At 56.9% G+C, this 22,669-nt stretch carries 18 protein-coding genes; 9 read left to right on the forward strand and 9 right to left on the reverse strand.

The features are described from left to right. Positions 1–228: 228 nt before the first annotated feature. The 5 genes from purT to PCAR_RS06110 all read right to left on the reverse strand — a co-directional run bounded on the left by purT (position 229) and on the right by PCAR_RS06110 (position 9,549). Positions 229–1,410 (reverse strand): formate-dependent phosphoribosylglycinamide formyltransferase, encoded by a 1,182-nt coding sequence (gene purT, locus PCAR_RS06090; protein WP_011340772.1) that lies wholly within the window; start codon positions 1,408–1,410, stop codon positions 229–231. Positions 1,411–1,507: 97 nt separating this feature from the next. Continuing rightward, positions 1,508–2,014, reverse strand: coding sequence for a cupin domain-containing protein (locus PCAR_RS06095; RefSeq protein WP_011340773.1), 507 nt, complete (start codon positions 2,012–2,014; stop codon positions 1,508–1,510). A gap of 109 nt (positions 2,015–2,123) precedes the next feature. Next, the gene (locus PCAR_RS06100) at positions 2,124–4,328 is read right to left on the reverse strand and encodes a two-component system response regulator (RefSeq protein WP_011340774.1); all 2,205 of its coding nucleotides are present in this window, start codon (positions 4,326–4,328) and stop codon (positions 2,124–2,126) included. Then, positions 4,325–7,369, reverse strand: a complete 3,045-nt coding sequence (locus tag PCAR_RS06105) for a response regulator (protein ID WP_011340775.1) — start codon at positions 7,367–7,369, stop codon at positions 4,325–4,327. Before PCAR_RS06105 ends, PCAR_RS06100 begins: the two co-directional genes overlap by 4 nt. Positions 7,370–7,371: 2 nt before the next feature. Then, positions 7,372–9,549 carry an ABC transporter substrate binding protein gene (locus tag PCAR_RS06110; RefSeq protein WP_011340776.1) on the reverse strand — a complete coding sequence of 726 codons (2,178 nt, stop codon included), beginning with the start codon at positions 9,547–9,549 and terminating at the stop codon, positions 7,372–7,374. 298 nt (positions 9,550–9,847) lie between these two features. Here PCAR_RS06110 and PCAR_RS06115 point away from each other — a divergent pair, with 298 nt between their 5' ends. From PCAR_RS06115 to PCAR_RS06135, 5 genes are all read left to right on the forward strand, one after another. Beyond that, a complete protein-coding gene (locus tag PCAR_RS06115) occupies positions 9,848–10,606 on the forward strand; it encodes a TlyA family RNA methyltransferase (protein ID WP_011340777.1) in 759 nt (252 codons plus the stop codon). Next, positions 10,603–11,355 (forward strand): SAM-dependent methyltransferase, encoded by a 753-nt coding sequence (locus PCAR_RS06120; RefSeq protein ID WP_011340778.1) that lies wholly within the window; start codon positions 10,603–10,605, stop codon positions 11,353–11,355. The genes PCAR_RS06115 and PCAR_RS06120 overlap by 4 nt, the downstream gene beginning before the upstream one ends. A gap of 118 nt (positions 11,356–11,473) precedes the next feature. Continuing rightward, on the forward strand, positions 11,474–12,586 hold the full coding sequence (locus PCAR_RS06125) for a metallophosphoesterase family protein (RefSeq protein WP_011340779.1): 1,113 nt from the start codon (positions 11,474–11,476) through the stop codon (positions 12,584–12,586). After that, positions 12,583–14,721 carry an ATP-binding protein gene (locus tag PCAR_RS06130; RefSeq protein ID WP_011340780.1) on the forward strand — a complete coding sequence of 713 codons (2,139 nt, stop codon included), beginning with the start codon at positions 12,583–12,585 and terminating at the stop codon, positions 14,719–14,721. The genes PCAR_RS06125 and PCAR_RS06130 overlap by 4 nt, the downstream gene beginning before the upstream one ends. After that, positions 14,696–15,043 (forward strand): histidine triad nucleotide-binding protein, encoded by a 348-nt coding sequence (locus tag PCAR_RS06135; protein ID WP_011340781.1) that lies wholly within the window; start codon positions 14,696–14,698, stop codon positions 15,041–15,043. The genes PCAR_RS06130 and PCAR_RS06135 overlap by 26 nt, the downstream gene beginning before the upstream one ends. 36 nt (positions 15,044–15,079) lie before the next feature. Here PCAR_RS06135 and PCAR_RS06140 read toward each other — a convergent pair whose 3' ends face one another. Further along, positions 15,080–15,463, reverse strand: a complete 384-nt coding sequence (locus tag PCAR_RS06140; RefSeq protein WP_011340782.1) for a TraR/DksA family transcriptional regulator — start codon at positions 15,461–15,463, stop codon at positions 15,080–15,082. A gap of 149 nt (positions 15,464–15,612) precedes the next feature. On the opposite strand from PCAR_RS06140, the gene PCAR_RS06145 reads away from it, so the two are divergent. Then, positions 15,613–17,046 carry an HD domain-containing protein gene (locus PCAR_RS06145; RefSeq protein ID WP_011340783.1) on the forward strand — a complete coding sequence of 478 codons (1,434 nt, stop codon included), beginning with the start codon at positions 15,613–15,615 and terminating at the stop codon, positions 17,044–17,046. Positions 17,047–17,063: 17 nt separating this feature from the next. Next, positions 17,064–17,480, forward strand: coding sequence for a secondary thiamine-phosphate synthase enzyme YjbQ (locus PCAR_RS06150; protein WP_011340784.1), 417 nt, complete (start codon positions 17,064–17,066; stop codon positions 17,478–17,480). An 83-nt stretch (positions 17,481–17,563) separates the two neighbouring features. Here PCAR_RS06150 and PCAR_RS06155 read toward each other — a convergent pair whose 3' ends face one another. Continuing rightward, positions 17,564–18,385 (reverse strand): class I SAM-dependent methyltransferase, encoded by an 822-nt coding sequence (locus tag PCAR_RS06155; protein ID WP_011340785.1) that lies wholly within the window; start codon positions 18,383–18,385, stop codon positions 17,564–17,566. Positions 18,386–18,649: 264 nt separating this feature from the next. Then, a complete protein-coding gene (locus tag PCAR_RS06160) occupies positions 18,650–19,306 on the reverse strand; it encodes a hypothetical protein (RefSeq protein WP_011340786.1) in 657 nt (218 codons plus the stop codon). Between the two features lie 121 nt (positions 19,307–19,427). On the opposite strand from PCAR_RS06160, the gene PCAR_RS06165 reads away from it, so the two are divergent. After that, positions 19,428–20,624: a class I SAM-dependent rRNA methyltransferase gene (locus PCAR_RS06165; RefSeq protein ID WP_011340787.1), complete on the forward strand. Its 1,197-nt coding sequence runs from the start codon at positions 19,428–19,430 to the stop codon at positions 20,622–20,624. Between the two features lie 76 nt (positions 20,625–20,700). Here PCAR_RS06165 and PCAR_RS06170 read toward each other — a convergent pair whose 3' ends face one another. Further along, positions 20,701–21,213: a peptidylprolyl isomerase gene (locus tag PCAR_RS06170; RefSeq protein WP_011340788.1), complete on the reverse strand. Its 513-nt coding sequence runs from the start codon at positions 21,211–21,213 to the stop codon at positions 20,701–20,703. A gap of 128 nt (positions 21,214–21,341) precedes the next feature. On the opposite strand from PCAR_RS06170, the gene PCAR_RS06175 reads away from it, so the two are divergent. Further along, positions 21,342–22,595: a 4Fe-4S binding protein gene (locus PCAR_RS06175; protein WP_011340789.1), complete on the forward strand. Its 1,254-nt coding sequence runs from the start codon at positions 21,342–21,344 to the stop codon at positions 22,593–22,595. Positions 22,596–22,669 lie beyond the last annotated feature (74 nt).

Genomic DNA, 22,669 nt, shown 5'->3' on the forward strand with positions numbered 1-22,669 from the left:
TTGACTGCGGGAGAGATCGTTGTACACAATCCCAAGTGACAAGTGACAAGTGACAAGTGACAAGTGACAAGTGACAAGTGACAAGTGACAAGTGACAAGTGACAAGTGACAAGTGACAAGTGACAAGTGACAAGTGACAAGTGACAAGTGACAAGTGACAAGTGACAAGTGACAACGGCCGAAGTTCCCGGGAACTTCGGCCGTTGTTTCGTTTCTGTTTGCCGGGGGCTATTTGACGGGTTCAACCCGGATTTTGCCGGCCGCTTCTTCAGCTCGTTTACGTGCGGTATCGACGTCGGGAGCGACCACCAGGGCTACGCCCATGCGGCGGCCGGGGCGGCTGTCGGGCTTGCCGAACAGACGCACTTTGCTGCCGGGTACGCGCAGGGCATCCTCAACGCCGGAGAAGCTGACTTCGTCGTCCTGACCGCCGGCCAGAACGACGTGGGACGCGCCGGGGGAGAGCAGTTCGATGGCGGGTATCGGCAGGCCCAGAACCGCGCGCACGTGCAGTTCGAATTCGGACATATTCTGCGTCGCCATGGTGACCATCCCCGTATCGTGGGGGCGTGGCGAGACTTCGCTGAAGTAGACGGTATCGCCCTGGATGAAGAACTCGACACCGAACAGTCCCGCTCCGCCCAAGGCCTCTGTAATGACCTTGGCCTGACGCTGGGCTTCGGCCAGAGCTTTATCCGTCATGGGCATAGGCTGCCACGATTCCTGATAGTCGCCGCCTTCCTGCCTGTGACCGATGGGCGGGCAGTAACTGGTACCGTCGACGTGACGCACGGTCAGCAGGGTGATTTCGTAATCGAAGGGAATAAAGGCCTCGATAATCACCCGTTCGCCGGCACCGCGCGCGCCCTGGCGGGCGTAGTTCCAGGCTTTTTCGATGTCATCGGGAGTCTTGACGGTGCTCTGGCCTTTGCCGGAAGAACTCATGATCGGTTTGATAACGCAAGGCAGGCCTATTTCCTCAACTGCCTGACAAAATTCTTCATAGCTGGATGCGAACCGGTAGGCAGCCGTCGGCAGATTCAGGTCTTCTGCCGCCAGACGGCGGATCCCTTCGCGGTTCATGGTCAGATTGGTGGCCCGGGCGGTCGGGATGATACGGAAGCCTTGCTGTTCCAGCTCCAGCAGGAAGGTGGTGTTGATGGCTTCGATTTCCGGGACGATGAGATCCGGCGATTCCTGCTTGATGATGCGTTCCAGGGCATCCCGGTCGAGCATGTTGGCAACATGGCTGCGGTGGGCGACCTGCATGGCCGGAGCATCGGCATAGCGGTCCACGGCGATGGTTTCGATGCCAAAGCGCTGGGCTTCAATGACGACTTCTTTTCCCAGTTCGCCGCATCCGAGCATCATCAATTTGGTGGCGGATTTTTTAAGTGGGGTCCCGATCATTTTTTCCTCCCGTTATAAAGGGCTGTTTTGGTCTGATGCAATGGTTTTGCAATATGCCCAAAGGTTCGATGGTTGTCAAGTGTAAGGGGCGTTGCGGTCATCGACGTGTAAGGCGTCGGATAACATCGGCATGGGCCGGGTATGCGGCGATAAGGGACTGTCGGTCCGCCAGTTCGAAATCGGCAAAATCGAATCCCGGCGATACGCTGCATCCGGTAAGGGTATAACTGTCTTGTCGGGTGACCGTGGCGCCGAACCAGCATCCGGCTGTAATGACTATCTGAAAGGATTGACCTTTTTGAGGATCGTTCCCAAGGCATGCCCTGCGATATTGGCCGCCGGGGTCGATGATATGGATATCAAGGGGCGAGCCGCTATAAAAATGCCATATTTCATCGGATGCCAGGCGATGCAGAGCAGAGAAGTCGTTGCTCTGCAGCAGGTAGTAAATGGTCGTGGCATAGTGGCGTGAGCCCTGGTAGCGATGCGGCAAAGCGTTGGCGGGTATGGTTTCCGAGGCACGGTATGATTCGCGGAAATAGCCGCCTTCCGGATGGCGGATCAAATCCAGGTGGTCGATCCATTCTTGTGCCGAACGTTGCATGGTTGATGTACTCCCGGCGCGGTCGGATGTCAGGAGTGGGCCGAGGGGCCGTCGCTGACATCGGCATATCTGTTTTTATTTCACTTGGTAAGCCTGCGTTGTCGAAGCATCACTGCCCCAAATTATAGTGCATAAATTCCTGTTCGGACTGAGAAGAGTCATTTTGGTTCTCGGAAACGGCGGGGCCGACGCGATTTCGGTTTTTCTGTTGCGCCAGGCGCAGGGAGAAAGCTTCGAGATTTTCAGGTCGGGCGAAAAGATAACCCTGCCCGATATAGCACCCCAGATCCACCAGGAGGTCCTTTTGCTGATGGGTTTCGATACCTTCGCAGATGGTGGTCAGCCCGAGATTTTCACCCAGGGCAATAATCGTACGGGTAATGGCGATGTCGCCGGGGGCGTTTTCCAGGTCGCGAATGAACGAGCGGTCGATTTTGAGGGTGTCGATGGGAAAATTTTTCAGATAGCTCAACGAAGAATATCCGGTACCAAAATCGTCGATGGCGATATTGGTACCGAGTTGTTTCAGGTCGGTCAGGGTGCTGATGGTTTGTGCGTTGTTCTGCATGAGGGTGTTTTCCGTCAATTCGATTTCCAACGCACCGGTCGGGATGCCGCTTTGTCGGACAATGTCGCTTATCAAAGCGGCGACACCCTCCTGTGCGAAAAGCTGTCCCGACACATTCACCGACAGGCGCAGTTTGTCGTATCCGGCGGCCTGCCATCTGGCGATCTGGGCGCAGGCCTGGCGCAATACCCACTGATCAATCTCGATAATCAGGCCGGATTCCAGGGCCAGGGGGAGGAATGCGCCGGGGAGCTTGAGTCCCTGTTGGGGGTGTTGCCAGCGAATCAGGGTCTCGGCTCCAAGAAGTTGTCCGCTGCGTATATCCACCTGGGGTTGAAAATACAGGACGAATTCGTCGTTTTTGAGCGCGTTGCGCAGATCGTTTTCAAGGATCAGGCGATCCTGGGTCGGTTTGCCCATGGACGGATGATAGAGCCGGAAGGTGTCCCGGCCCTGGCTTTTGGCTTGACGCAAGGCGATGTCGGCATTGCGGATGATGTCTTGCTGATCGTCGCTTCCCTCGGGAAACAGGCAGATGCCGATACTGGTGGTTATGAGTACTTCACAGTTGTCGAACGTGAATGGTTGGGCTATGTCCTTGAGGAGGTGTCCGGCAATGCGGTTGACCTGATGGGTATCCTGGACTTCAGGCAGCAGGATGGCGAATTCGTTGCCTCCGAATCGTGCGATGCAATGGTCTTCGGTCAAAGAACTCGGGTACAGGACATGGCATTGCTGGAGGCTTCTTTGAATACGTTTGGCCATTTTACGCAAGATCTGGTCACCCGGGACATGGCCGAGATTTTCGTTGATACGCTTGAATCGATCCAGGTCGAGGATCATGACCGCCAGTTGTCCGTGACCGTGTTCGGTAAGGAAAACAGCTTCAGCCAGTTTTTCCATGAAAAACTTGCGTTTGGCCAGACCGGTCAGGGCATCGAAGTGGGCCAAGCGGAATATTTTCTGTTCGGCGTGATAAATATCGGTTACATCCTGAATGATGCCGGTTATGGCCTCGGGTTCGCCGTTTCCGTTTGTTTGGATTTCCCCCTGACTGTTGATGCGTCGCTCTTCACCTTGCACGTTGATTCGGTAATTTTCCTGATACGGTTGACGGTTGCCGATGGCGTTTTCAAGCGCCGCCTGTACCCGCGGTTTGTCGTCCGGGTGGATATTCCGCAGCAACGATTCGGGGTTATGCACGGATATGTCATCTCTTCTGTCCAGTAAGGAGAGTACCGCGTCGCTGCAGACAAAATCCTTGGTTTTGAAATTGAAATGCCAATGTCCCAGATGGGCGATTCGCTGGGCCAGTGAAATTCGCGCCTGGCTCACCCTGAGATCTTCACACAGGCGTGCGGAGCGCAGCATGTGCATGACCCGGTAACGCAACAGAAGCCAGTTGATCGGTTTGCCGATGAAATCCGTCGCACCGGCATCGAAAGCTTTCCGTACCGATTCCACATCGTCCATGCCGGTCAGCATGATGATGGGGATCTCTTTGCCTTCCGGAAGTTTGCGCAACAGGCGGCAGACGTTGAAACCGTCCATTTGCGGCATGATAACGTCGAGCAGTACCAGATCCGGGCGCATTTTTCGAAACAGCGACACCCCTTCGCTGCCATCCGCCGATTCAATGACCGAGAACCCGGCTTGTTCCAGGGTGGCCCGGGTCAGCAGTCGCATGGCCGGGTCGTCATCCACGATCTGAATCATGGCCGGCCTTGTCGATTCTCGATCTGTCATCCCGGACCTCCTTCCTGAATCAAAGCAAATTGCACGCGGTTGTACTCATTTTGAATCGAAGCCATCAAAAGCTCCCGTTGCTCAGGGGATAGGGTTTTGGCGCCTTCCATTTTGCGGCAGAGGTTGGATAAAGGGCCGGCTCCCAGATTGGCGCTGCTCGATTTCAAACTGTGCGCCAGCCGGTAGACCACGCTCAGGTGGTCCTGGCGCAGTGCCTGTTCCATGCGTCCGATCATGTTCGGTGCTTCTTTGAGGTAGATATCGATGACCTTGTTGAGTAGTCCGCTTTGGTGCTCGGGACCATCCATCGAGCGGATCGTGGCAAGGGCGTCCCGATTCAGAGGCGCTTCGGCACTGTCGCGGCTGGGGCCGGAGGAGACCGCGGTGCCGGCCGGGGTGTGGTCTTCGTTGCCTGCGGAAGGTTCATCGTGATTCCGGGCGGACAGCCACCGGTTCAGCAGGGTTCTGACCTGGCGCATGGTAAAAGGTTTGCCCAGATAGTCGTCCATGCCGGCTTTCAGGCATCGCTCCCGGTCTCCCGGCAGAGTATGCGCGGTCATCGCGATAATGGGGCAGGTTGTTTTATGATGCTGTTTTTCATCGGCACGAATGGCGCGTGTCGCCTCATATCCGTCCATATTCGGCATCTGGCAATCCATGAACAGCAGGTCGAAAGGACTGTGACTGTAAGCCGTCAAGGCTTCTTGACCATCGGCAGCCAGGGTGACGTTGCATCCGAGTTTTTCCAGCATCCCCTTGGCTACCTGCTGGTTTACCGGATTGTCTTCGACGAGCAAAACCCTGGCTTTGGTCGGGGTGCTGGTTTCAGACGCCGGGTTCGGACAGGGTGTTTGCGACTGGACGTTATCTTCCAGCGGCGGTGCATTGGTCAGGTGCAGCAGTAACTTCGAGGGGCGTATCGGTTTGGTCAGGTAGCTGACCGTCGTGGCATCCGATATGCGGCATGGCGGCAGTTTTTGCCCAGTCAGGCCGAGGGTGATGATATGTTTCGGAACCGTTTGGGCAACGTCGCAGCAATGCTGGATCAGTTCCCGCCCCGGCATGTCCGGCAGGGTAAGGGCAACCAGTATGATCTGGAAATTTTGGGCCTGCAACATGGCCAGGGCTTTTTTTCCATGGTCAGCGGTTTTGGCCTTTATGCCCCACTCCCGCAATTGTTGCTGGACGCTGCGACGGGTCAGGGGATGAGGGTCGACGATCAGTGCCTGCATATTCTTGAGCTCGGGAATGCAGGCAACATGATGCATGCCGCAGGCGGGATCTTTGGTCATGGTCATTTCAAACCAGAAGTTCGACCCTTGCCCGGGTTGGCTGAAAACATGGATTTGTCCCCCCATATGGCCGATAAGGTCCTGACAAATGGATAAACCGAGGCCGGTGCCGCCGTATTTGCGGGTGGTGGAGCCATCGGCCTGACTGAAGGGCCGGAACAGTTGCGGTATATGCTGGGGCTCAATACCGATCCCCGAATCGCGAATGCTGACGACGATGGTAGCGGATTGCTCGGTGATATGGTGGGCACGCAGGGTCACCAGGACATATCCCTGTTTGGTGAATTTAAGGGCATTGCTGAGGAGATTGACCAGAACCTGACGCAACCGCCCGGGATCCCCCAACAGAAGCGGAGGAACGTCGTCGGCCATATCCACCACCAGTTCCAGGCCCTTGGTCTGAGCCTTCGCTGCAAACAGGCCGGCGGCTTCCTCGACTATGCCGCAGATGTCGAAGGGGATGTTTTCGAGTTGCAGCTTGCCTGCTTCGAGTTTGGAGAAATCGAGGATGTCGTTGATGATTTGCAGCAAGGCGCGACCCGATTCAGCGACGGTGTCGGCTATTTGCCGTTGTTCCTCCGCCAGGGGGCTGTCGAGGAGCAGTTCGGTCATGCCGATGACGCCGTTCATGGGCGTACGGATCTCATGGCTCATATTGACCAGAAATTGCGATTTGGCGCGACTGGCCTCCTCTGCATGTTGTCGCGCCTGTTGCAGCTCTTGGATGGACGATTGCAACTGCTCGGTCATCGCTTGCAGGGACCGGTTCAGAATGCCGATTTCATTGTCGCTGTCAGGGAGCCACTCGATGGTGTCGGGCGCGGTGGGGACGCGGCGGGCGATGTCGACGATTTTCATCAGCGGGTGGGTAAGGCGGTGGCTGAGGATAATCGCGTATGGCACGATCAATAATAGAACCATGGCGCAGACGCCTATGCCTAAATATAAAACGCGCTTGCTGCTGGCCAACGCCTGGCGCTGATCGAAACCGCTGAGTAAAAAACAGCCTGTCTGGTTATGAAACGGCAGCAACATTTTTGATGCGCATATCTCGGGACTGCCCAGGGTCAGGATACCTTCGCTTGTGTCGCTGTCGACGGTTTTCGCCAGGGGCAGCAAGAAATCGGCCCCGCTGCTTTGGCATTGGACCTTGCCGAAGCTTATCAGCAGCGAGTTGGAAAAAGCCGGCCCCAGTTGCATGGCTTTGCCGGTAAACAGTATCCCGATGACCTTGTTGCCGGACAGAATCGGCGCATAGGACATCAATGCCAGTTCGGAGCCGTTGTCAGCGGCCACCAGCGGGCCGAAAAAAGCCAGGGGTTCGCGCGTCATGGCACGGTTCAGGTGGTCGGACAGTGCCGACGGGGACTGATGTGGGGCCGCGCCGAGTTCGGCGACCGGTGAACCTTCCGGCGTGTAGATTGCCAACGAGGCCAAGTCGTTCTGCTCGCGCAAAAGATCCAGGTAAGCTTTCAGCTGAAAGGAGACATTCAATTTAAGCGGAACAATAAGCTGCTCGTCCGATGCGATGCGCAAGGTTTGCTCGCGAAAACCCTCCAGCTGGGTGATCAGTAAGCCGCGGTTGATCCGTTCCAGTTGTTCCAGCTTGGTATGCACGTTTTCTACAATGTGATGCTGCACCAGCTTGCCGTAGGCGAAAAAACCGATTAGCGTGATCAGTATGGGCATCGGCAGAATCGCCAACAGCAGTTTGAGGGTCAGGGATTTGTGGAACGGTATCGGTTGCATGGTTATTCTTTCACTGGAGAGATCGCTGCAGACGGCGCATCGAAGCAGAGCATATCGGTGAAGACCAGGGCGCTGGCCAGCATATTGTCCGGAATATTGATACCCAGCATTTTCGCTCGGGCGGTGTTGAAGGTGATCACCGCTTTTCGGGCCGATTCGACAGGCACCTGGCGGATGTCCTTGTATTGCAACAGTTGCACTCCCATGTTCCCGGCCTGCTCTCCCATGGCGGCGAAGTCCACGGAGGCTCCGCCGAACAGGCCGAGTTTGGCAAAGGCGAAATTAACGGGAATTCCGGGTTTTCGGCAATTCTGCAGAAATATTCTGAGCGTGTCTCGAAAGCCGATACTCCGGTGCTGTTCATCTTTAATGCTGAGGACTACGGGATAAACCGCCTGCACCGCGGGGTCGGCGTTGATGTGCTTAATTTCCCGAAGATAGTCGGTCACGGTAGTGACGGTGCGAATGGTCAGTCGGGGGTGCCCGTCTCCTTCGGGGATTTCATGCAACAATTGCTTGCGGATCGCCTGCCCGGTGGGGGTGCCGTCCAGCAGGGCCACCACCTGGCGAAGGTCTGGCTGTATTTCCTGCATGACATTCAAGGCCGTTTGCAGGTGAAGCTGTTCATATACGCCGGTGATGTTGCGGGATGGCCGCCCCTGGGGATCGAGGAAACGGGTGCTGCGATTATACTCCTGCGGCTGTTTGTTGATACCTGAAAATACCACCGGGTAGGGCTTGGCGACGAGTTTCAGACCCACTTCCCTGAAGGCATTGTCGTCCAGGGTGTACACCAGATCCGGTTTGAAATGCTGAATTTTGGCTATCGCCCTGGCCGCATCGGCCCGCATCCGCGCAGGGCTGCTGTTAAGGGTTTTGGTGTTCATGTAATGACTGCGTATATCGACGGCTTTGCCAAAATGCTTTTCCAGAACCGCCCGGATGCCTTTTTCCTGCGGAATGCCGCATACATGGTCATTCTCATAGCTTTGCACGATGTAGATCTTGAACTTTTCTTCTTTCGCGGCACTGGAGAGGTGATGCTCGGTAACGCCGCGAACCGCCCAATCCATATTTTTCAGCTGGTGGGCGGTTGCACTGGCGCCTTTGATGATGCGAAGTCTGTTGTCCGTATCGTAAATGGGGCCGCTGAAGACCTTCAAACGGCCGCTTCGCAGGGCTTTTTCGCGCTCCCGGATATGTGCTGCCACCTCATCCGGCACGGCAGGGCTCAGTCGACCGAGTATGGTGGTGCCTGATTTCAGCCCTTCACATCGGTGGCCGGGAGCGAGGGTTCCCTGTTTGAGTTCGTGGATAAACTTCATGTAGAGACCCGACCAGTCAAATGCTGCGGATGTCAGTAACTGTCCGGAAGCAAAAGGCGACAGATCCGTGGCGAAACCGATGACATCTATCTTATGGTTCATCGCCCACTGCATGGGCTGAGCGGAGTGGATACCGTTGAAATAAACGTCGACGCCCTTGTGGATGAGTTCCATGGCCAGTTGGTCGGCTGTCGGCGATATGTTCGTGGGGGTATACCAGTCCGCTTCGATGACGATGGAAGGATCCGCCGACTGGGCGCCAAGCGCAAATGCATTGAGCAGGCGCAGGTTGGCCGGCGTCGCACTTCCTCCGAGAAAGGCCAGGTGTTTTTTATCGGACATGCGGGCGGCGAGTATGCCGCTTAAGTAGGCCGGTTGGTATATTTTGCCGCAGTAGGTGACGATATTGGGGCCTCGGCAGCGACCTTCGCATAGAAAAAATGTCGTGTCGGGATGTTGACCTGCCAGACTTTCAACCGCGTCTGAAAAACTTTCGTTTGTGGCAAATACGGCTGTCGCCCCCTGTTGTATCAGGTTTTCAATGATGCGAATCGCGTCTTCGGGGGCAACATTGGCGACCGAAATGGTTTCCAGGTTGGTGAAGGTCTCCCGGAGTTTGAGGCGGGCCAGTTCATGGGCATAGTTCCAGCCGCCGTCTCCGACCGGGCCATCGAAAACAAAACCGACTTTCATTGCTAACGGGGTCGCCCGGCAGGGCGAGGCACTCCATGTCGTGATGAGCAGGCACAGGGGCAGAACAAGGCCGGCGAGCAGCTTGATGCACCGGGTTGTGGTTCGACGTAACGAAGGGCTGGTAACAGACTTCGGGGTGTTTCGCTGGTAATACAGGTTCATTTGAAAAGATCCGCCAAAATGATGACAAAAACATGTGTCAGAATACGTTTTGAATGTCGACAAGCCATGCGATACAGATCCCGGATCCCGCGGCTTTCCGGTGGCATGGCTAACTCATGAGAGTGATGCGGTATACGGGGTTGCAAAAATGGAGCCGTATACACTATCGGTGTGGCGGGTTTTTGCAGAGGGTGGGGGATCGGCTCGGGGCCTGTTCAAAACCGGTAAAACGGTTGCCCGTCAAGGGGGGCTATGGTACCCTGTTGGTCCTTTCAAAAGGCGAAAAGAAGAGGCGTGCATGGGGAAAAGTTCAGTTCAAAAAGAGCGTTTGGATAAACTGCTGGTGGTCCGTGGTCTGGCGCAGTCCAGGGAGCGGGCACGAGCCTTGATTCTCGCCGGACAGGTAGTGGTGGGGCACCACACGGTGGATAAAGCCGGTGCTCAGGTAGCCACAGATGTGTCCCTGCGCCTCAAAGGTGAGGACATTCCCTATGTTTCCCGTGGCGGCCTCAAACTGGAGAAGGCTTTAGATGCTTTTTCTGTCGATGTGACGGGGAAGGTCGCCATGGATGTCGGTGCCTCCACCGGGGGGTTTACCGACTGTCTGTTGCAACGTGGTGCCGCCCGGGTTTACGCCGTGGATGTCGGTTACGGTCAGTTGGCCTGGTCGCTGCGCCAGGACAGCCGGGTGGTGAATCTCGAGCGTACCAATATCCGCCATCTGCAACCGCAGGCCTTGCCGGAAAAACCGAGCCTGGCGGTGATTGACGCATCCTTTATCTCGCTGGACAAGGTCTTGCCTGCAACCCTGGGGTTGCTAACGGACCAGGCTGAAATCGTGGCGCTGATTAAACCCCAGTTCGAGGTTGGCCGGGGCGCGGTGGGCAAGGGTGGGGTGGTCAGAGATGCAAGCCAGCACCAAGCGGTGGTGGAGCGCATCCGGCAGTTATCCGAACAGCTCGGCTGCCAGGTGCTCGGTGTGACCGAGAGTCCCATCCTCGGCCCCAAGGGCAACCGTGAATTCCTTATTTATCTGAGTAAAAGGCCGGCGGTATGAACCGCGTCTATTTTGTCGGTGCCGGACCCGGGGATCCGGAGTTGCTGACCTTGCGCGGGGCTTCTCTGCTGCAGAGCTGTCAGGCTGTTTTTACCTTTGCGCCCCTGGACGAGACTTTTGCCGGCCTGATCGCAAAACGACCGGTTTTCGATCCTTACGATTTCGATTTCGACGAGCTTTTGGCGCATATTGAGACGCTGCTCGATGCGGGCAACGTGGTTTTTTTGCAACCCGGCGACCTGACCTTTTTCTCTCCATTTCAGGCCCTCATCGAGGCCCTCGGCGACAAAGCCGAGGTTGTGCCCGGTGTCGGCACCGCCAACGCCGCGGCGGCTCTGTTGAAACGAACCCTGAACCTTTCCGGGGTCTGTACGCGGACTATCCTGGTATCCTCGCGGGTGCTGGCGGAAATACCGGGTGCGCCAGCCCTCGAAGACCTGGCGCAACCCGGTGCGACGCTGCTGATTTATATGAACCACTACCCCCTGGAGGAGTTGGTGGGCCGGCTGCGACGCGGTTATGGGCGCAACGAACCCATCGCTTTGGCACATCGCATCGGTTTGCCCGGGCAACGTTTGTTTGTGGGCTGTCTGGATGATATTCTTGAGCGAACCGCTGATTGTACCTTGTTTGATAAACGGGGGCGGGCTGACCTTACCCTGATCATTGTCGGGCAGGCGCTTACCGCAACTCCGGATCACAGCTGGTGGGATCAGCGGCGTCTGCGCGTGCGGCGTCATCGCTGCTGACGACGCGCAGTCTCGGGTGGATCACACTTAGGATTTTTGAAGCAGGGTTCGCTGCCACGGCGTTTGTCTGTCTCTGCGTAATCTGTTTGTTACCTATTGCTTATTCGGTTTTCTGACTATGATCCGCATTTTGCATACCGCAGATATTCATCTTGGAGCTGTTTTTGCCGAACTGGCCGAGTGCGCTGCTGCAAGGCGTAACGATCAACTGTATGCGTTTGAGCGTATGGTTGAGCTTGCCATCGATCGTAAGGTACATCTGCTGGTTGTGGCCGGAGACCTGTTTGCGTCTCCCTGGCCGACTACGGACCTGGTGTCTCATGTGCGCGCCGGTTTTCAACGCTTATGTGACAACGGTATTCTGCCGGTGGTTCTGCCGGGTCAAAATGATATGCCGCGCTCCCCCGATGGGGTTTATGCACGCGGAGTTTTTGACGGGGTGCTGGTTCTCGATCCGCAGCAGGCCGAATCCGTGACGCTGGATATCGACGGGCAGCCTCTGCATCTGCACAGCGGTCGGATCGAGGACGACCGGGCCGTCTGGCCTGCCGCTGTTTCTGCCGCAGCCGACGGGGTGCATGTCGGCCTGCTTTACCTGCCGGCAAAGACGGGGCTGGACATCGATATCGCGCGGTGGTGCGACAGTGCCTGGTGGCAGGAGAGCGGGGCTTCCTATCTGGCTCTCGGCGGAGTGCACAACTTTTGCGAATGGCGTAAAGATGAGCGCCTGCTTGCATGTTGCCCCGGCACACCGGAGGGCCTGACCTTCGGAGAAAACGGCGAACGTTGCTGTGTTTTGGCCAGTGTCGACGCCGCGTCGGTCAGCGTTGAGAGGTTTGCCGTGAACAAGCGTACCCTGTCTGAGGTTTGCCTGGACCTGAGTGATTGCCGCTGTCACGACGAGGTGTTGCAGCGCATTCTTTCTTTCGGCAGTCCTGACGGTATGGTACATCTGACTTTGACCGGCCAGCCGGCGGCAGTACTGGATGGGGCACTTTTGCAACAGCAGGCAGCAGAAGCGTTTTATTATCTGGAAATCGATGACCGGTCCATGTTGCTCGGCAGTCCGCTGGCGGAAACCCTGGCACGCAAGGACGATCTGAGCGGTTTGCTGGTACGCAACGCGCAGGCGCTGGCCGTTCGGCGGTCCGACGAGAATCAGTTGTTGCTGGACGCCGCCGTGCGGGAGATTCTGCTGCGCCGCCAAGCGCTGGGTGGAGGTGCATCATGATGCTGCGGCGCCTGGAATTGCAGGCTTTCGGACGTTTCCGGGACGAGGTCGTCGAATTCGCCCCTGGCATTAACCTGGTATCCGGGCCCAACGAATCGGGTAAAACCACTTTGGTACAGGCGCTATCGGCGGTATTGTTCGGCACCCCGGAGGCTTCGCGACTCATACCGTGGGAAAGCCCCGACAACTGCCGGGCGGCGCTGGTCTGGGAAGCAGATGGTCGCCAGGTCAGAATCGAACGGGATTTCGTCACCGGCCGCGTGGAATGGTCCGAAGCGACATCTGGCGGCGATTTTCAGCCCGTTTTGAGTGTCGCTCCCAAAAGCGGGGACGCGCCGGAAGAACAGCGTGCCTATCTGTCCCGTCTGCAGACCCTGCTGGGCGTAAATCGCAAGGACCTGTTTCAATTGCAGTTGTGCGGTGATGCGCTTGAGGCATCGGTGGAACAGTTATCCGAGAGCCTGAAGGCCGGTTTTGCCGATCCGGAAGCCAGTGAATTGGCGGAAGTTTTCAGGACCTTGCAGGATGAGTATGTGACCATAGACAGTGCCAACCCCTGGGGCCTTGAAACGCAGGAACCGGGGGCGCTGGATGTGATCGCACAGCAGTTGCAGACCTTGGAAACGGAATGGTTTGCGGTGCATGAATCGATTCGCCTGTGTTGCCGTCGGGATACCGGGCCTTTGAGCGAAAAACCGGTTGCCCAGCCTGCAGACAGCGACCAGGCTGGGCCGGCGACGGCATCTGAGGCGGTGCCCGTTGCGGTGGAGGAACCCGTCGGGGAGGATGCGGCTGCCGACAAAACCGCCGCAGGGCATGGCGCGTTTGTAACGGATCAGGCCAGCGAACGTGCCGCGTTGGAGGCGGAGTTGGCCAAAACCGGTTTGCCGCGTGAGATTCCTCATGAGTTGCCGGACCTGCTGAATACCTGTGCCGAGTTGCGACAGGCCATGGCCGAGCAGAAGCGCGCCCTCGGTGCCCGCCAGGAGGAGCGCCGCAGATGCCGCATACCCGGTTGGAAAAGTTCGGCGTGGGGGCTGGCCGGTTTGTGGACCGCGGCAGGTTTGTGGTACCGCGCGCAACCGGGCTTCAAGCCGATTGTCGCCGGTGCGCTGGTCGCCGGCGCGTTGGGTGCATGGCAGGGGTGGCGCTATTTGCAGGTTCGAAAGACCCGCCGTCTTTTCGATGGTCAGATTACCGCTCTCGAAGCTGCGGTCGGTGAACTACAGCAGCAACTTACCGCCCTCAACGATCGGTTCGAGGCTCTTGGTATGACGCCATCGCCCGTCGAGATGGTGCGGATGCAGAAAAATCTGCTGCGCCATCGTCAGCTTCTGGAACAGCTGCAGCAGTGTGCAACGGCTCCGGCCGAGAGCCCCGAGGAGACGGCCCCGGTCACTCCGTCGGCCGATGGCGCCGAAGCGCCGCCCATGCAACAGGCTTGCACTGGCGCGGCTCGACCGACAGCGGCAGCGGCGCCTGAAGACACTTCGGATTTTCCTGCGGATGAGGGCTGGCAGCCTGGCGAACTCGATGAACTGTTGGATACCCGCTCGGCTATCGAAGCGCAGGGCGAGATTCTTCGGGCTCAAGAGGCGCAACTCAAAGCGCGCAGTGCGACTTTGCGTGTGGCATGCGATCTGTTGGAGAAGACCCTGGCCGAATGTACCGGCTCCGATCTGGAAACCTTCGCTTTCATCCTTGGGCAAACATTGAGCGGGTTGACCGGTGGGGCCATTGAGCAGGTGCGCATTACGCCGCATTTTACCGTCGAATTGCCCGGACCGGCTGGCGATTGGCTGCCGGTCGACTATTTCAGCAGCGCCACCGGCACCCTGGTGAAGTTGGCACTGTGTCTGTCCTTTAACCAGCTGTGTTGCGAGCCGGTACGGTTGCCGCTGGTGCTTGATGAGCCGCTTGGCAATCTCGATAGAAAACGTCGCAGCCAGGTAGTGAAGTTTTTGGAACAGTGTGCAGCCGGACAACAGGTGATTCTGCTCAGTCACGAGGACGCTCTGCGCCGCCGGGCCACACGAGATGGCTGGCACCTGGTTTCCCTGCGTACCGCGGGGGCGTCAGTGGCGGCCAGCAACGAGGAGAAAAACGACGATGACGGACAACTGTCTTTTTTGTAAAATCATTGCCGGCGAAATACCGGGCACGTTTATCTACGAGGACGAAAAGGTCGTGGTGTTGCAGGATATCGCACCGCAAGCGCCGCATCATTATCTGATCATCCCGCGTAAGCATATCCCCACCACCCTCGATCTGGCCGTTGAGGACAACGCGCTTGTCGGACATGTTTATCAGGTCGCCTCACGACTGGCCGAACGACACGGTTTCGAGAAGGACGGCTTCCGGGTTGTCAACAACTGCAACGAAGGCGCCGGTCAGACCGTCTGGCACCTGCATTTTCATCTGCTTGGCGGCCGCACCATGAACTGGCCTCCGGGGTAATTCCCGCCACGACGGGCAATGCCGGTGCGATACGGTTTAGAGCAGCCCTTTGCCGGGGCCGGCTTTTGTCTTTGCTTCTTTTTCGGCTTCTTGTCGGCAGGTCAGACACCGGCGGGTAAAGGGCAGGATCTCCAGACGGGCGATGTCGATAGTCTTGCCACAGGCCTCGCAGCGGCCGTAGCTCCCGTCTCGCAGGCGCTCCAGCGCTTCGTCGATCTCGAGGATCTCTTCGCGACCGGCATCGCCGAGCAAATGAAGATAATCCTTGAGGCTGTCCGTCAGGCCCTGATCCGCCGTATCGGCGACGCCTTCGTCGATCAAGGCGGCGGCATCGGCGTTCTGGCGACGGATTTCTTGCAGGCGCGCTTCGCGCAGATCCAGAAGTTTTTTTCGGATACTCTCCAGGCGTTTTTGGATCATGGTTTCGCTCCTTACGTGATAGCAGGTCGTCAGGAAGTCTCCCTTCAAAGGTAAACCGGTTACGCCGGAAGTCAAAGATATCGGCGGATAAACAGGAAAAATCATTTTTTCGTTAAGGATCCTTTCGGTCCCCTCGCCATGGAGGATATGTGGCAGAAACCAGTAACAAAGAACGGCGCATGGTTAACGACATCCTCGAGCTGCTGGTCACCCATTACGGTGGCGGGTTGAGTGAAGAGGAGCTCGATGCCGGCATTGGCGACTTCAATCATGCCATTGCCATTGCTTCCAAAGCGCATGAAGGGCAATTTCGCAAATCGGGCGAGCCTTTTTTTATCCATCCGTTGCGTGTCGCCCACGAAGCTGCGCGGCACTGGATGGATTTCGCTTCGGTGGTTTCGGCCTTGTTGCACGATGTGGTCGAGGATACGCCCATGACCCTGGCCGAGGTGGAAACCGCTTTTGGCCCCGAGGTGGCAAGACTGGTTAATGGGCTGACCAAGGTTTCATCCGAGGAACTCAGCCGCGAAGTTCTCAAGACCCAGACCTATCGCAAACAGCTGTTGCTGGCCATTGAGGATGTGCGGGTACTGTGTCTCAAGTTTTGGGACCGCATGGATAACCTGAAGACCATTTCCGCCCTCAATCCGGGTAAGCAGGCGCTCATTGCCAAAGAAACCCGCGCGGTGTACGTGCCTCTGGCCCGACATCTGGGCATGGGCCATGTCGCCTCCCACATGGAAGCGCTTTCCCTGAATATTCTTTATCCGGGGCGTGCTAACCGCTATCGGCGCGTGGTGCAAGCTTTAAGAACACAGGTTGAACCGCAGCTTCGTCAGATCCGCGCTAATTTTCGGCAGGCTTTCGAGCACTATCGTCTGGCAACGACCATGAAGGATCGCTGGCGGCCTTTTTCCATCGATGCCACGCGTTGCATGGGACGCGGTATTTCCTCCCTCTATACCCTGGAAATCCAGGTAGCACGCACCATGGATGCCTATCTGGCTCTCGGTATCGTGCATGAGCTTTACAATGCCATTCCCGGCAAACTGAGGGATCATCTCACCATCCCGTCTCCCTTCGGCTACCAGGCCCTTAAAACCACCGTGCAAGCCGGACAGGTCCGTTTGCGGGTTGAAATCACCACCCATAAACTGGCACGCTTCAACGAGTCGGGCGTGCTCACTCCCGGCTTCGAATTTCGCAAGGAGAATTTCCAGGAGCTTATGGAATCGCTGCTGGAAGGCGAGGCGGCTTTCGATACCGAAAGTTTGCGCCTGGCCGCATCCACGATCCAGGTCTATACCCCCAAAGGGGAAATCCGTACCTTGCCGGCCGGTAGCAGTGCCCTCGATTTTGCTTTTGCCATCCATGAAAAAGTCGGTCTGTTTGCCTGGCGGGCCCGCATCAATGGCCAGACCCGTCAACTTAAGTCGCGCCTTATGGACGGGGATCAGGTCGAGATTGAGCGGGGGATGAATCCCACGGTGCTGCCCAAATGGCTGGAGTGGGCGGTGACGCCCCGTGCCCATAACCATATTCGACGTTATTTGCGCACCCGCGTGAAGGATGGCGGTGCCTGAAGTCCGGGAGGGAAGCGGTGAAAAGTTTTCGCAAGGAATTATGGTTCGACATACCCCAGCGCCGAGCCTTTATCAATATCACCAGCGATGTGCAACGGTGCCTGGACGACAGCGGTATCCGGGAAGGGTTGGCTCTGGTGAACGCGATGCATATAACAGCGTCCGTCTTCATCAATGACGACGAATCCGGGTTGCACCACGATTTCGAGGTTTGGCTTGAGGGCCTGGCTCCGCATGAGCCGGTCAGCGGCTATCGGCACAATGTCGGAGAGGATAACGCGGACGGGCATCTCAAGCGCCAGATCATGGGGCGGGAAGTGGTGGTGGCGATAACCGACGGTCGACTCGATTTCGGGCCCTGGGAGCAGATTTTCTACGGAGAGTTCGATGGCGGACGCCGGAAGCGGGTGCTGGTCAAGTTGATCGGTGAGTAGTGGGCGGCATAAGCCGCAAGGTATCCATGGACGATGAAAACGAACAAGGCCCCGGAGCGTAAGCTTCGGGGCCTTGGTTGTCGTTACGATTCTTGTTGTTTGGTCGCCTGCACATGGGGTTTTTTCGCAGGCCGACTGGCGTAGATGAGAATCTTTTTGTCGGTGAAGGATTCGACTTCGCCGGCGAAGGTCTCGACCTGGAAAAAATCCTGGATTTTGTCGGAAGCTTCGATAAACAACTTATTCAGTTTCTGCACGCCGTCGCGGTTCATACCGGTACGTTGAGCCCATTCCTGGAAATCGTGGGTCTTGGACACGACTTCGATATCGTGCAGAATGAAGTCGGCCGCTTCCACCATCTGCGACCATTCCTGCTTAGTGTAGGAACGGACATGGGTCGGATCGCGCATCTGTTCGTAGGTCTGCATGAACTCGGCGATTTCCGGATCCTCGGGCAACAATGTGTCGATGATGGCCATTCTTCCGCCACGGCGCAACACCCGGTGAAACTCGGCCAGGGCGCGCGGCACATCCGGAAAATGATGCGGAGCGATGCGGCAGGTCAGCAAGGTGAAGGCGCCGGCCGGAAACGGCAAATCCTCGGCATCGGCTTCCCGGAAGGTGACATTTTCGACACCGCCTTCCTCGCTGATGAATTCCTGCGCCCGCTTCAGCATTTGCATGGCCAGGTCGGAGGCCACCACGCTGCGTACCATGGGGGCGAAGAACAGGGCCGTGTGTCCTCCGCCGCAGGCAACATCCAGCAGGATATCATCCTGGGTCGGCTGCAGCAGGCGGGCGGCTTCTTTTAAATCGTCCCCTTGCGCGAAGCCGGGACTCTGGACATAGCTTTCGGCCGAGTGGCTGAATTGTTCCCTGACTTTATCCTTGAAATTCTTGGACATTCATTTCTCCTAGAATGAATCGATTATAGCACCCTTGCGGGGGCTTGTCCCGGCGAAATCCACTTGTTAGGAACTGGCCGCAGGGAGGAAGGAGGATAGCATGAACGGTATCGATTTGGGAAGTACCGGATTGTGCATTCAGCCTTTCATTGCGAGACAGCGGGGATGCGTAAACGCCTGTGCCCGGCACTTCTCGGAGATTGGATGTGCCTTGCAGGATAATTTGATGCGGGCAGGGCGGTTTCTCCCCCTGAGCCGCGGGCATCAGTCCGCCTTTTCGCAGGATTCGGTTTCGGCGGCGGTGGCCGTGTCGAGCCAGGCAAGGATATCTCGCAGAACGTCGCGGTGGCCCGGCGGCACGTCGTCCATCTGTTCGACGGCATCGGTCAGGCGGCGGGCGGCAGACAGGGCTTGTTTATACAGGCGATAGCGCTCCTTGCCGTCGGGTTCCGGTTCCGGTGCAAGGCTTTTAAAACATTTGACAGCCGTGGGATGGCTGCGTTCCTGGTCGATAACTGTCTGGCGCAGGGTGGCGTAGTCCGCATCCGAAAAGGAATGCTCTTCGCGCGCCTGGCGCAGCAGGTCAATGCTGCGGTAGTCGGGGACTGACTTCAGCGGCGACTCTTCTGCCAGCAGTTGGGGTTCTTCACGGCTGATGAAGCGGTAAGCCTGGGTCAGTTTCTGAGCCGTCGGCTTGCGGATGCGGATTTCCTTTTGACAGTATTCTTCAAAGGAGGCATAACCCCAATGCTGGTATAACGAACCCTGATTGACCCGCAACAACTGTTCCCCCAGTTCGACCCATGACGATTTGAAGCGACGTGCCACGTCAAGGACACGATAACGGTCGGATCCGGGTTCGAGTTGTGCCATGAGGTTTTCCATGTGGGTTTCCGCGGCGGTTTTGGGTGTGTCATTCATCGATTTAACCTTTGTAAAGAGATCCTTTTACCTTGGTGGTTGGAACATTGCCGGGTAGAATAACCTTCTTTTACTTCAGTTTCCATCGGGAAACCCGTTTTATTTAAAAGGAATTATCCGCATGAAGAAATCTGCATTTATCGTTGGTCCGCAAACCGCCCAGATGCTGCAACTCGGCCATCCCTGGGTGCTTGCCGATCGCTATACCCGGAAATGGCCTAAAGGGAATGCCGGCGACCTGATCCAGCTTGCCGATGAAGCTGGCCGTTTTCTTGCCACCGCGTTGCTTGATCCTGCGGATCGGGTGGTGGCCCGGGTGCTCGATTTTGCGCCTATGGATTTAGATCAGAATTGGGTCCATGATAAAGTCCAACAGGCCCTCGAATTACGTCAGCGTCATCTCGCACTGGACGATACCGATGCCTATCGGTTGATAAACGGCGAGGGCGATTTTTTACCCGGACTGACGGTGGACAAGTACGGCGATTATTTGATGGTACAGCTGTTCAGTCGTGCGTGGCGACCGCATCTGCCGTTATTGGTTTCAGCTCTGCAAAAAGCTTTGGAGCCGGTCGGTATTTATGAAAAATTTCGGCCCCAACAGACCCGCAAACTGGCGGACAAGCCCAAAAAATTGAGTCATTTGCTGTGGGGACAGGGATTCTCCGGTCGCTTGAAGATTAAGGAAAACGGTCTTACTCTCCTGGTGGAACTGGAAGAGGGGCTTAATACCGGTCTTTTCAGTGATCAACGGGATAACCGGCGGGACTTGATGGCCCGTGCGGCAGGAGCCAGAGTTTTGAACCTGTTTGCCTATACGGGCGCCTTTTCGGTGGCCGCGGCGGCGGCCGGTGCGGCCAAAGTGACCAGCGTCGATGCCTCGGCACCCTATCTGGAATGGGCACGCGCCAATTTCGAAGCCAATCGCCTCAATCCCAAACGTCATGAGTTTCTGGTCGGGGATTGTCGCAATGTTTTGAAAGACCTGCAGCGGCAGGGGCGAAGCTTTGATGTGATCATCATGGACCCGCCGAGTTTTTCCACCGTAAAAAAGAGCCGTTTCACCACCAGCGGCGGGACTTCCGACCTGGTATCGGAAGCCTTGCCTCTGCTGGAGAAGGGCGGAGTATTGATTACTTCATCCAACCATCAGAAAGTCGATCTGGCCGATTATCTCAAAGAGCTGCGGCGCGGCGCCCTGGCCGCCGGGGCGACCTTGCGTGTGATCGGCAATTACGGGCAGGCGGGTGATTTCCCCTATCCGGTCACTTTCCCCGAGGGGCGCTATCTCAAATATCTGATCAGCGTCAAGGGCTGAAACCCAGGTTCCTGCAGGTAAGGATCCATGGGACCTGCAAGGTCCATGGATCCTATGGATTGCAAGGTTTTACTTTTCAGTCGATGATGGTGATGCGTTCGATGAGGATCGGCTCGACGGGGACATCGCGGTGTCCGTTACGGCTGCCGGTCGATACCTGTTGGATCGCATCGACGATGTCCATGCCCTCGATGACGTGGCCAAAGACAGCGTAGCCGAAGGTTGCCGGGTTGGGTCCCTGGTGATTGAGGAAATCGTTGTCCACGACATTGATAAAAAACTGTGCCGTGGCACTGTCCACGATCTGGGTACGTGCCATGGCAATGGTGCCGCGTTTGTTCTGCAGCCCGTTAGCCGCCTCGTTTTTGATGGGAGCCCGGGTCGCTTTGCTTTCCATGTCCGCAGTCATGCCGCCGCCTTGAATCATAAAGCCGGGGATGACACGGTGAAAAATCGTATTTTCGTAAAAGCCGTTTTTTGCGTACTCGATAAAGTTGGCTACGGTGACAGGGGCTTTTTCAATGTCGAGTTCGACAGTGATCGTGCCTTGCGATGTCTCAATGCGGGCAACGGGGTTAGTATCGCTCATAAAGTGTTCTCCTTTAATGGTTTTTTTATTTTTACGGATCTTTTGAAAACTGGCTGTATAGCATGACAAAGGCCATTTTTCAAGGTTTAACGCGGTATCGCGGGTTTCCTTGCCGAAAGGGTGGTTCGATGAAATCGTTTATCACGATGTGGTTGGCGCTGTTGCTTCTGTCGATTGGGCATGTTTCCGTATCCGCATCGGTTGACGTGACGGTCGACCCCGAGATGACGTTCGCAGAACTGGCCCATGCCTGCAACCTTCGCGGCGGTGTTTTGGCCGACGCTCTGGGGCTGGATCGCCCCATCGACAAACAGCTGTCCCTGCGGGAACTCGGCGTGACGGACAAGGCGGTACAGGATCTTCTGTCGTCGGGTGTTGCCTTGGAGCCCCTTTCCAGCGAACCGCTCATGCGGGGCCGGGGGCGCGGCAAGGGGCGTGGCCATAACCCGAACGCAGAAGACGCCGAAGGCGCTTCCCGCGGAGATGGCCGCCACCGGGAAACGCAAGCTGTACCCGATTTATACAACTACCTGCTGTGGCCCGTTCTGCTTGGCGGCGTGTTGTGGTGGCTGCTGCGCGGCGGCCGATTTGAACGTGGGTGTCCGCTGCCTGTGGCAAAGCGTTATAGTCCCCTGGCTTTCCATGCCACGCTGGCCCTGGTGGTGCTGTTTTTCGGATTTGCCAGTGGTAAGTCGCCCAATCCCATGGAAGGTCTGGTGAAATTTGTTAAAGCCCTGGCAGGCTTTTATGACGACCCCTGGATAAAGCTCGGTTTTTTGCTGTTTTTCACCCTTATGGCATTATTGGGCAGCAAGTTGATATGCGGTTGGGGGTGTCCTTTCGGTGCCTTGCAGGAATTGGTCTACGATCTGCCGCTGCTGCGCCGGTATAAAAATCTGCGATTGCCGTTTCTTTTCACCATGACGGTGCGCACGCTTATTTTCGCATCGTTTCTGATCATTGTTTCCGGTGTCACCGGGACTCGATGGGTGTTGTATCACGGCCTCAATCCTTTCAACCTGTTCGGTTTCGAGTTCAGCCAGGTTTCCATCGGCATTGCCGTGGCGGTCAGTCTGCTCCTGTCGCTGGTCATCTACCGGCCTTTCTGTCAGCTGGTCTGTCCTTTTGGCTGGTACGCCTGGTTTCTGGAAAAAATCAGTCTGACCGGCGTGCGCATCGACTCCCAGATCTGTGTCGACTGCGGGGCTTGCGATCGCGCCTGTCCGGTCGAGGCCGCCAAAGACCGTCTGGCCGGTAAAAAGTGGCCTGCCGAGTGTTTTTCCTGTGCGCGCTGTTTGCGGGTGTGTCCTGTGGATGCCATCGATTACGGGCCGCGTTGGCGGCAAAAAAGTGGTGCCGGATCCGCTGAGGTGAAGAAGTAAGGGGGGCGCTTCCTGCGGGATATCCGGCACTCCTAGTATGTGCCGGGAAACCGGGCGTATTATGCGTGGCCAGC

The sequence above is a fragment of the Syntrophotalea carbinolica DSM 2380 genome (assembly GCF_000012885.1).
Taxonomy (GTDB): domain Bacteria; phylum Desulfobacterota; class Desulfuromonadia; order Desulfuromonadales; family Syntrophotaleaceae; genus Syntrophotalea; species Syntrophotalea carbinolica.

Coding starts and splice junctions, on each gene's coding strand:
- purT (WP_011340772.1), bottom strand. CDS start 1,410: ATGATCGGGACCCCACTTAAAAAATCCGCCACCAAATTGATGATGCTC.
- PCAR_RS06095 (WP_011340773.1), bottom strand. CDS start 2,014: ATGCAACGTTCGGCACAAGAATGGATCGACCACCTGGATTTGATCCGC.
- PCAR_RS06100 (WP_011340774.1), bottom strand. CDS start 4,328: ATGACAGATCGAGAATCGACAAGGCCGGCCATGATTCAGATCGTGGAT.
- PCAR_RS06105 (WP_011340775.1), bottom strand. CDS start 7,369: ATGCAACCGATACCGTTCCACAAATCCCTGACCCTCAAACTGCTGTTG.
- PCAR_RS06110 (WP_011340776.1), bottom strand. CDS start 9,549: ATGAACCTGTATTACCAGCGAAACACCCCGAAGTCTGTTACCAGCCCT.
- PCAR_RS06115 (WP_011340777.1), top strand. CDS start 9,848: ATGGGGAAAAGTTCAGTTCAAAAAGAGCGTTTGGATAAACTGCTGGTG.
- PCAR_RS06120 (WP_011340778.1), top strand. CDS start 10,603: ATGAACCGCGTCTATTTTGTCGGTGCCGGACCCGGGGATCCGGAGTTG.
- PCAR_RS06125 (WP_011340779.1), top strand. CDS start 11,474: ATGATCCGCATTTTGCATACCGCAGATATTCATCTTGGAGCTGTTTTT.
- PCAR_RS06130 (WP_011340780.1), top strand. CDS start 12,583: ATGATGCTGCGGCGCCTGGAATTGCAGGCTTTCGGACGTTTCCGGGAC.
- PCAR_RS06135 (WP_011340781.1), top strand. CDS start 14,696: ATGACGGACAACTGTCTTTTTTGTAAAATCATTGCCGGCGAAATACCG.
- PCAR_RS06140 (WP_011340782.1), bottom strand. CDS start 15,463: ATGATCCAAAAACGCCTGGAGAGTATCCGAAAAAAACTTCTGGATCTG.
- PCAR_RS06155 (WP_011340785.1), bottom strand. CDS start 18,385: ATGTCCAAGAATTTCAAGGATAAAGTCAGGGAACAATTCAGCCACTCG.
- PCAR_RS06160 (WP_011340786.1), bottom strand. CDS start 19,306: ATGAATGACACACCCAAAACCGCCGCGGAAACCCACATGGAAAACCTC.
- PCAR_RS06165 (WP_011340787.1), top strand. CDS start 19,428: ATGAAGAAATCTGCATTTATCGTTGGTCCGCAAACCGCCCAGATGCTG.
- PCAR_RS06170 (WP_011340788.1), bottom strand. CDS start 21,213: ATGAGCGATACTAACCCCGTTGCCCGCATTGAGACATCGCAAGGCACG.
- PCAR_RS06175 (WP_011340789.1), top strand. CDS start 21,342: ATGAAATCGTTTATCACGATGTGGTTGGCGCTGTTGCTTCTGTCGATT.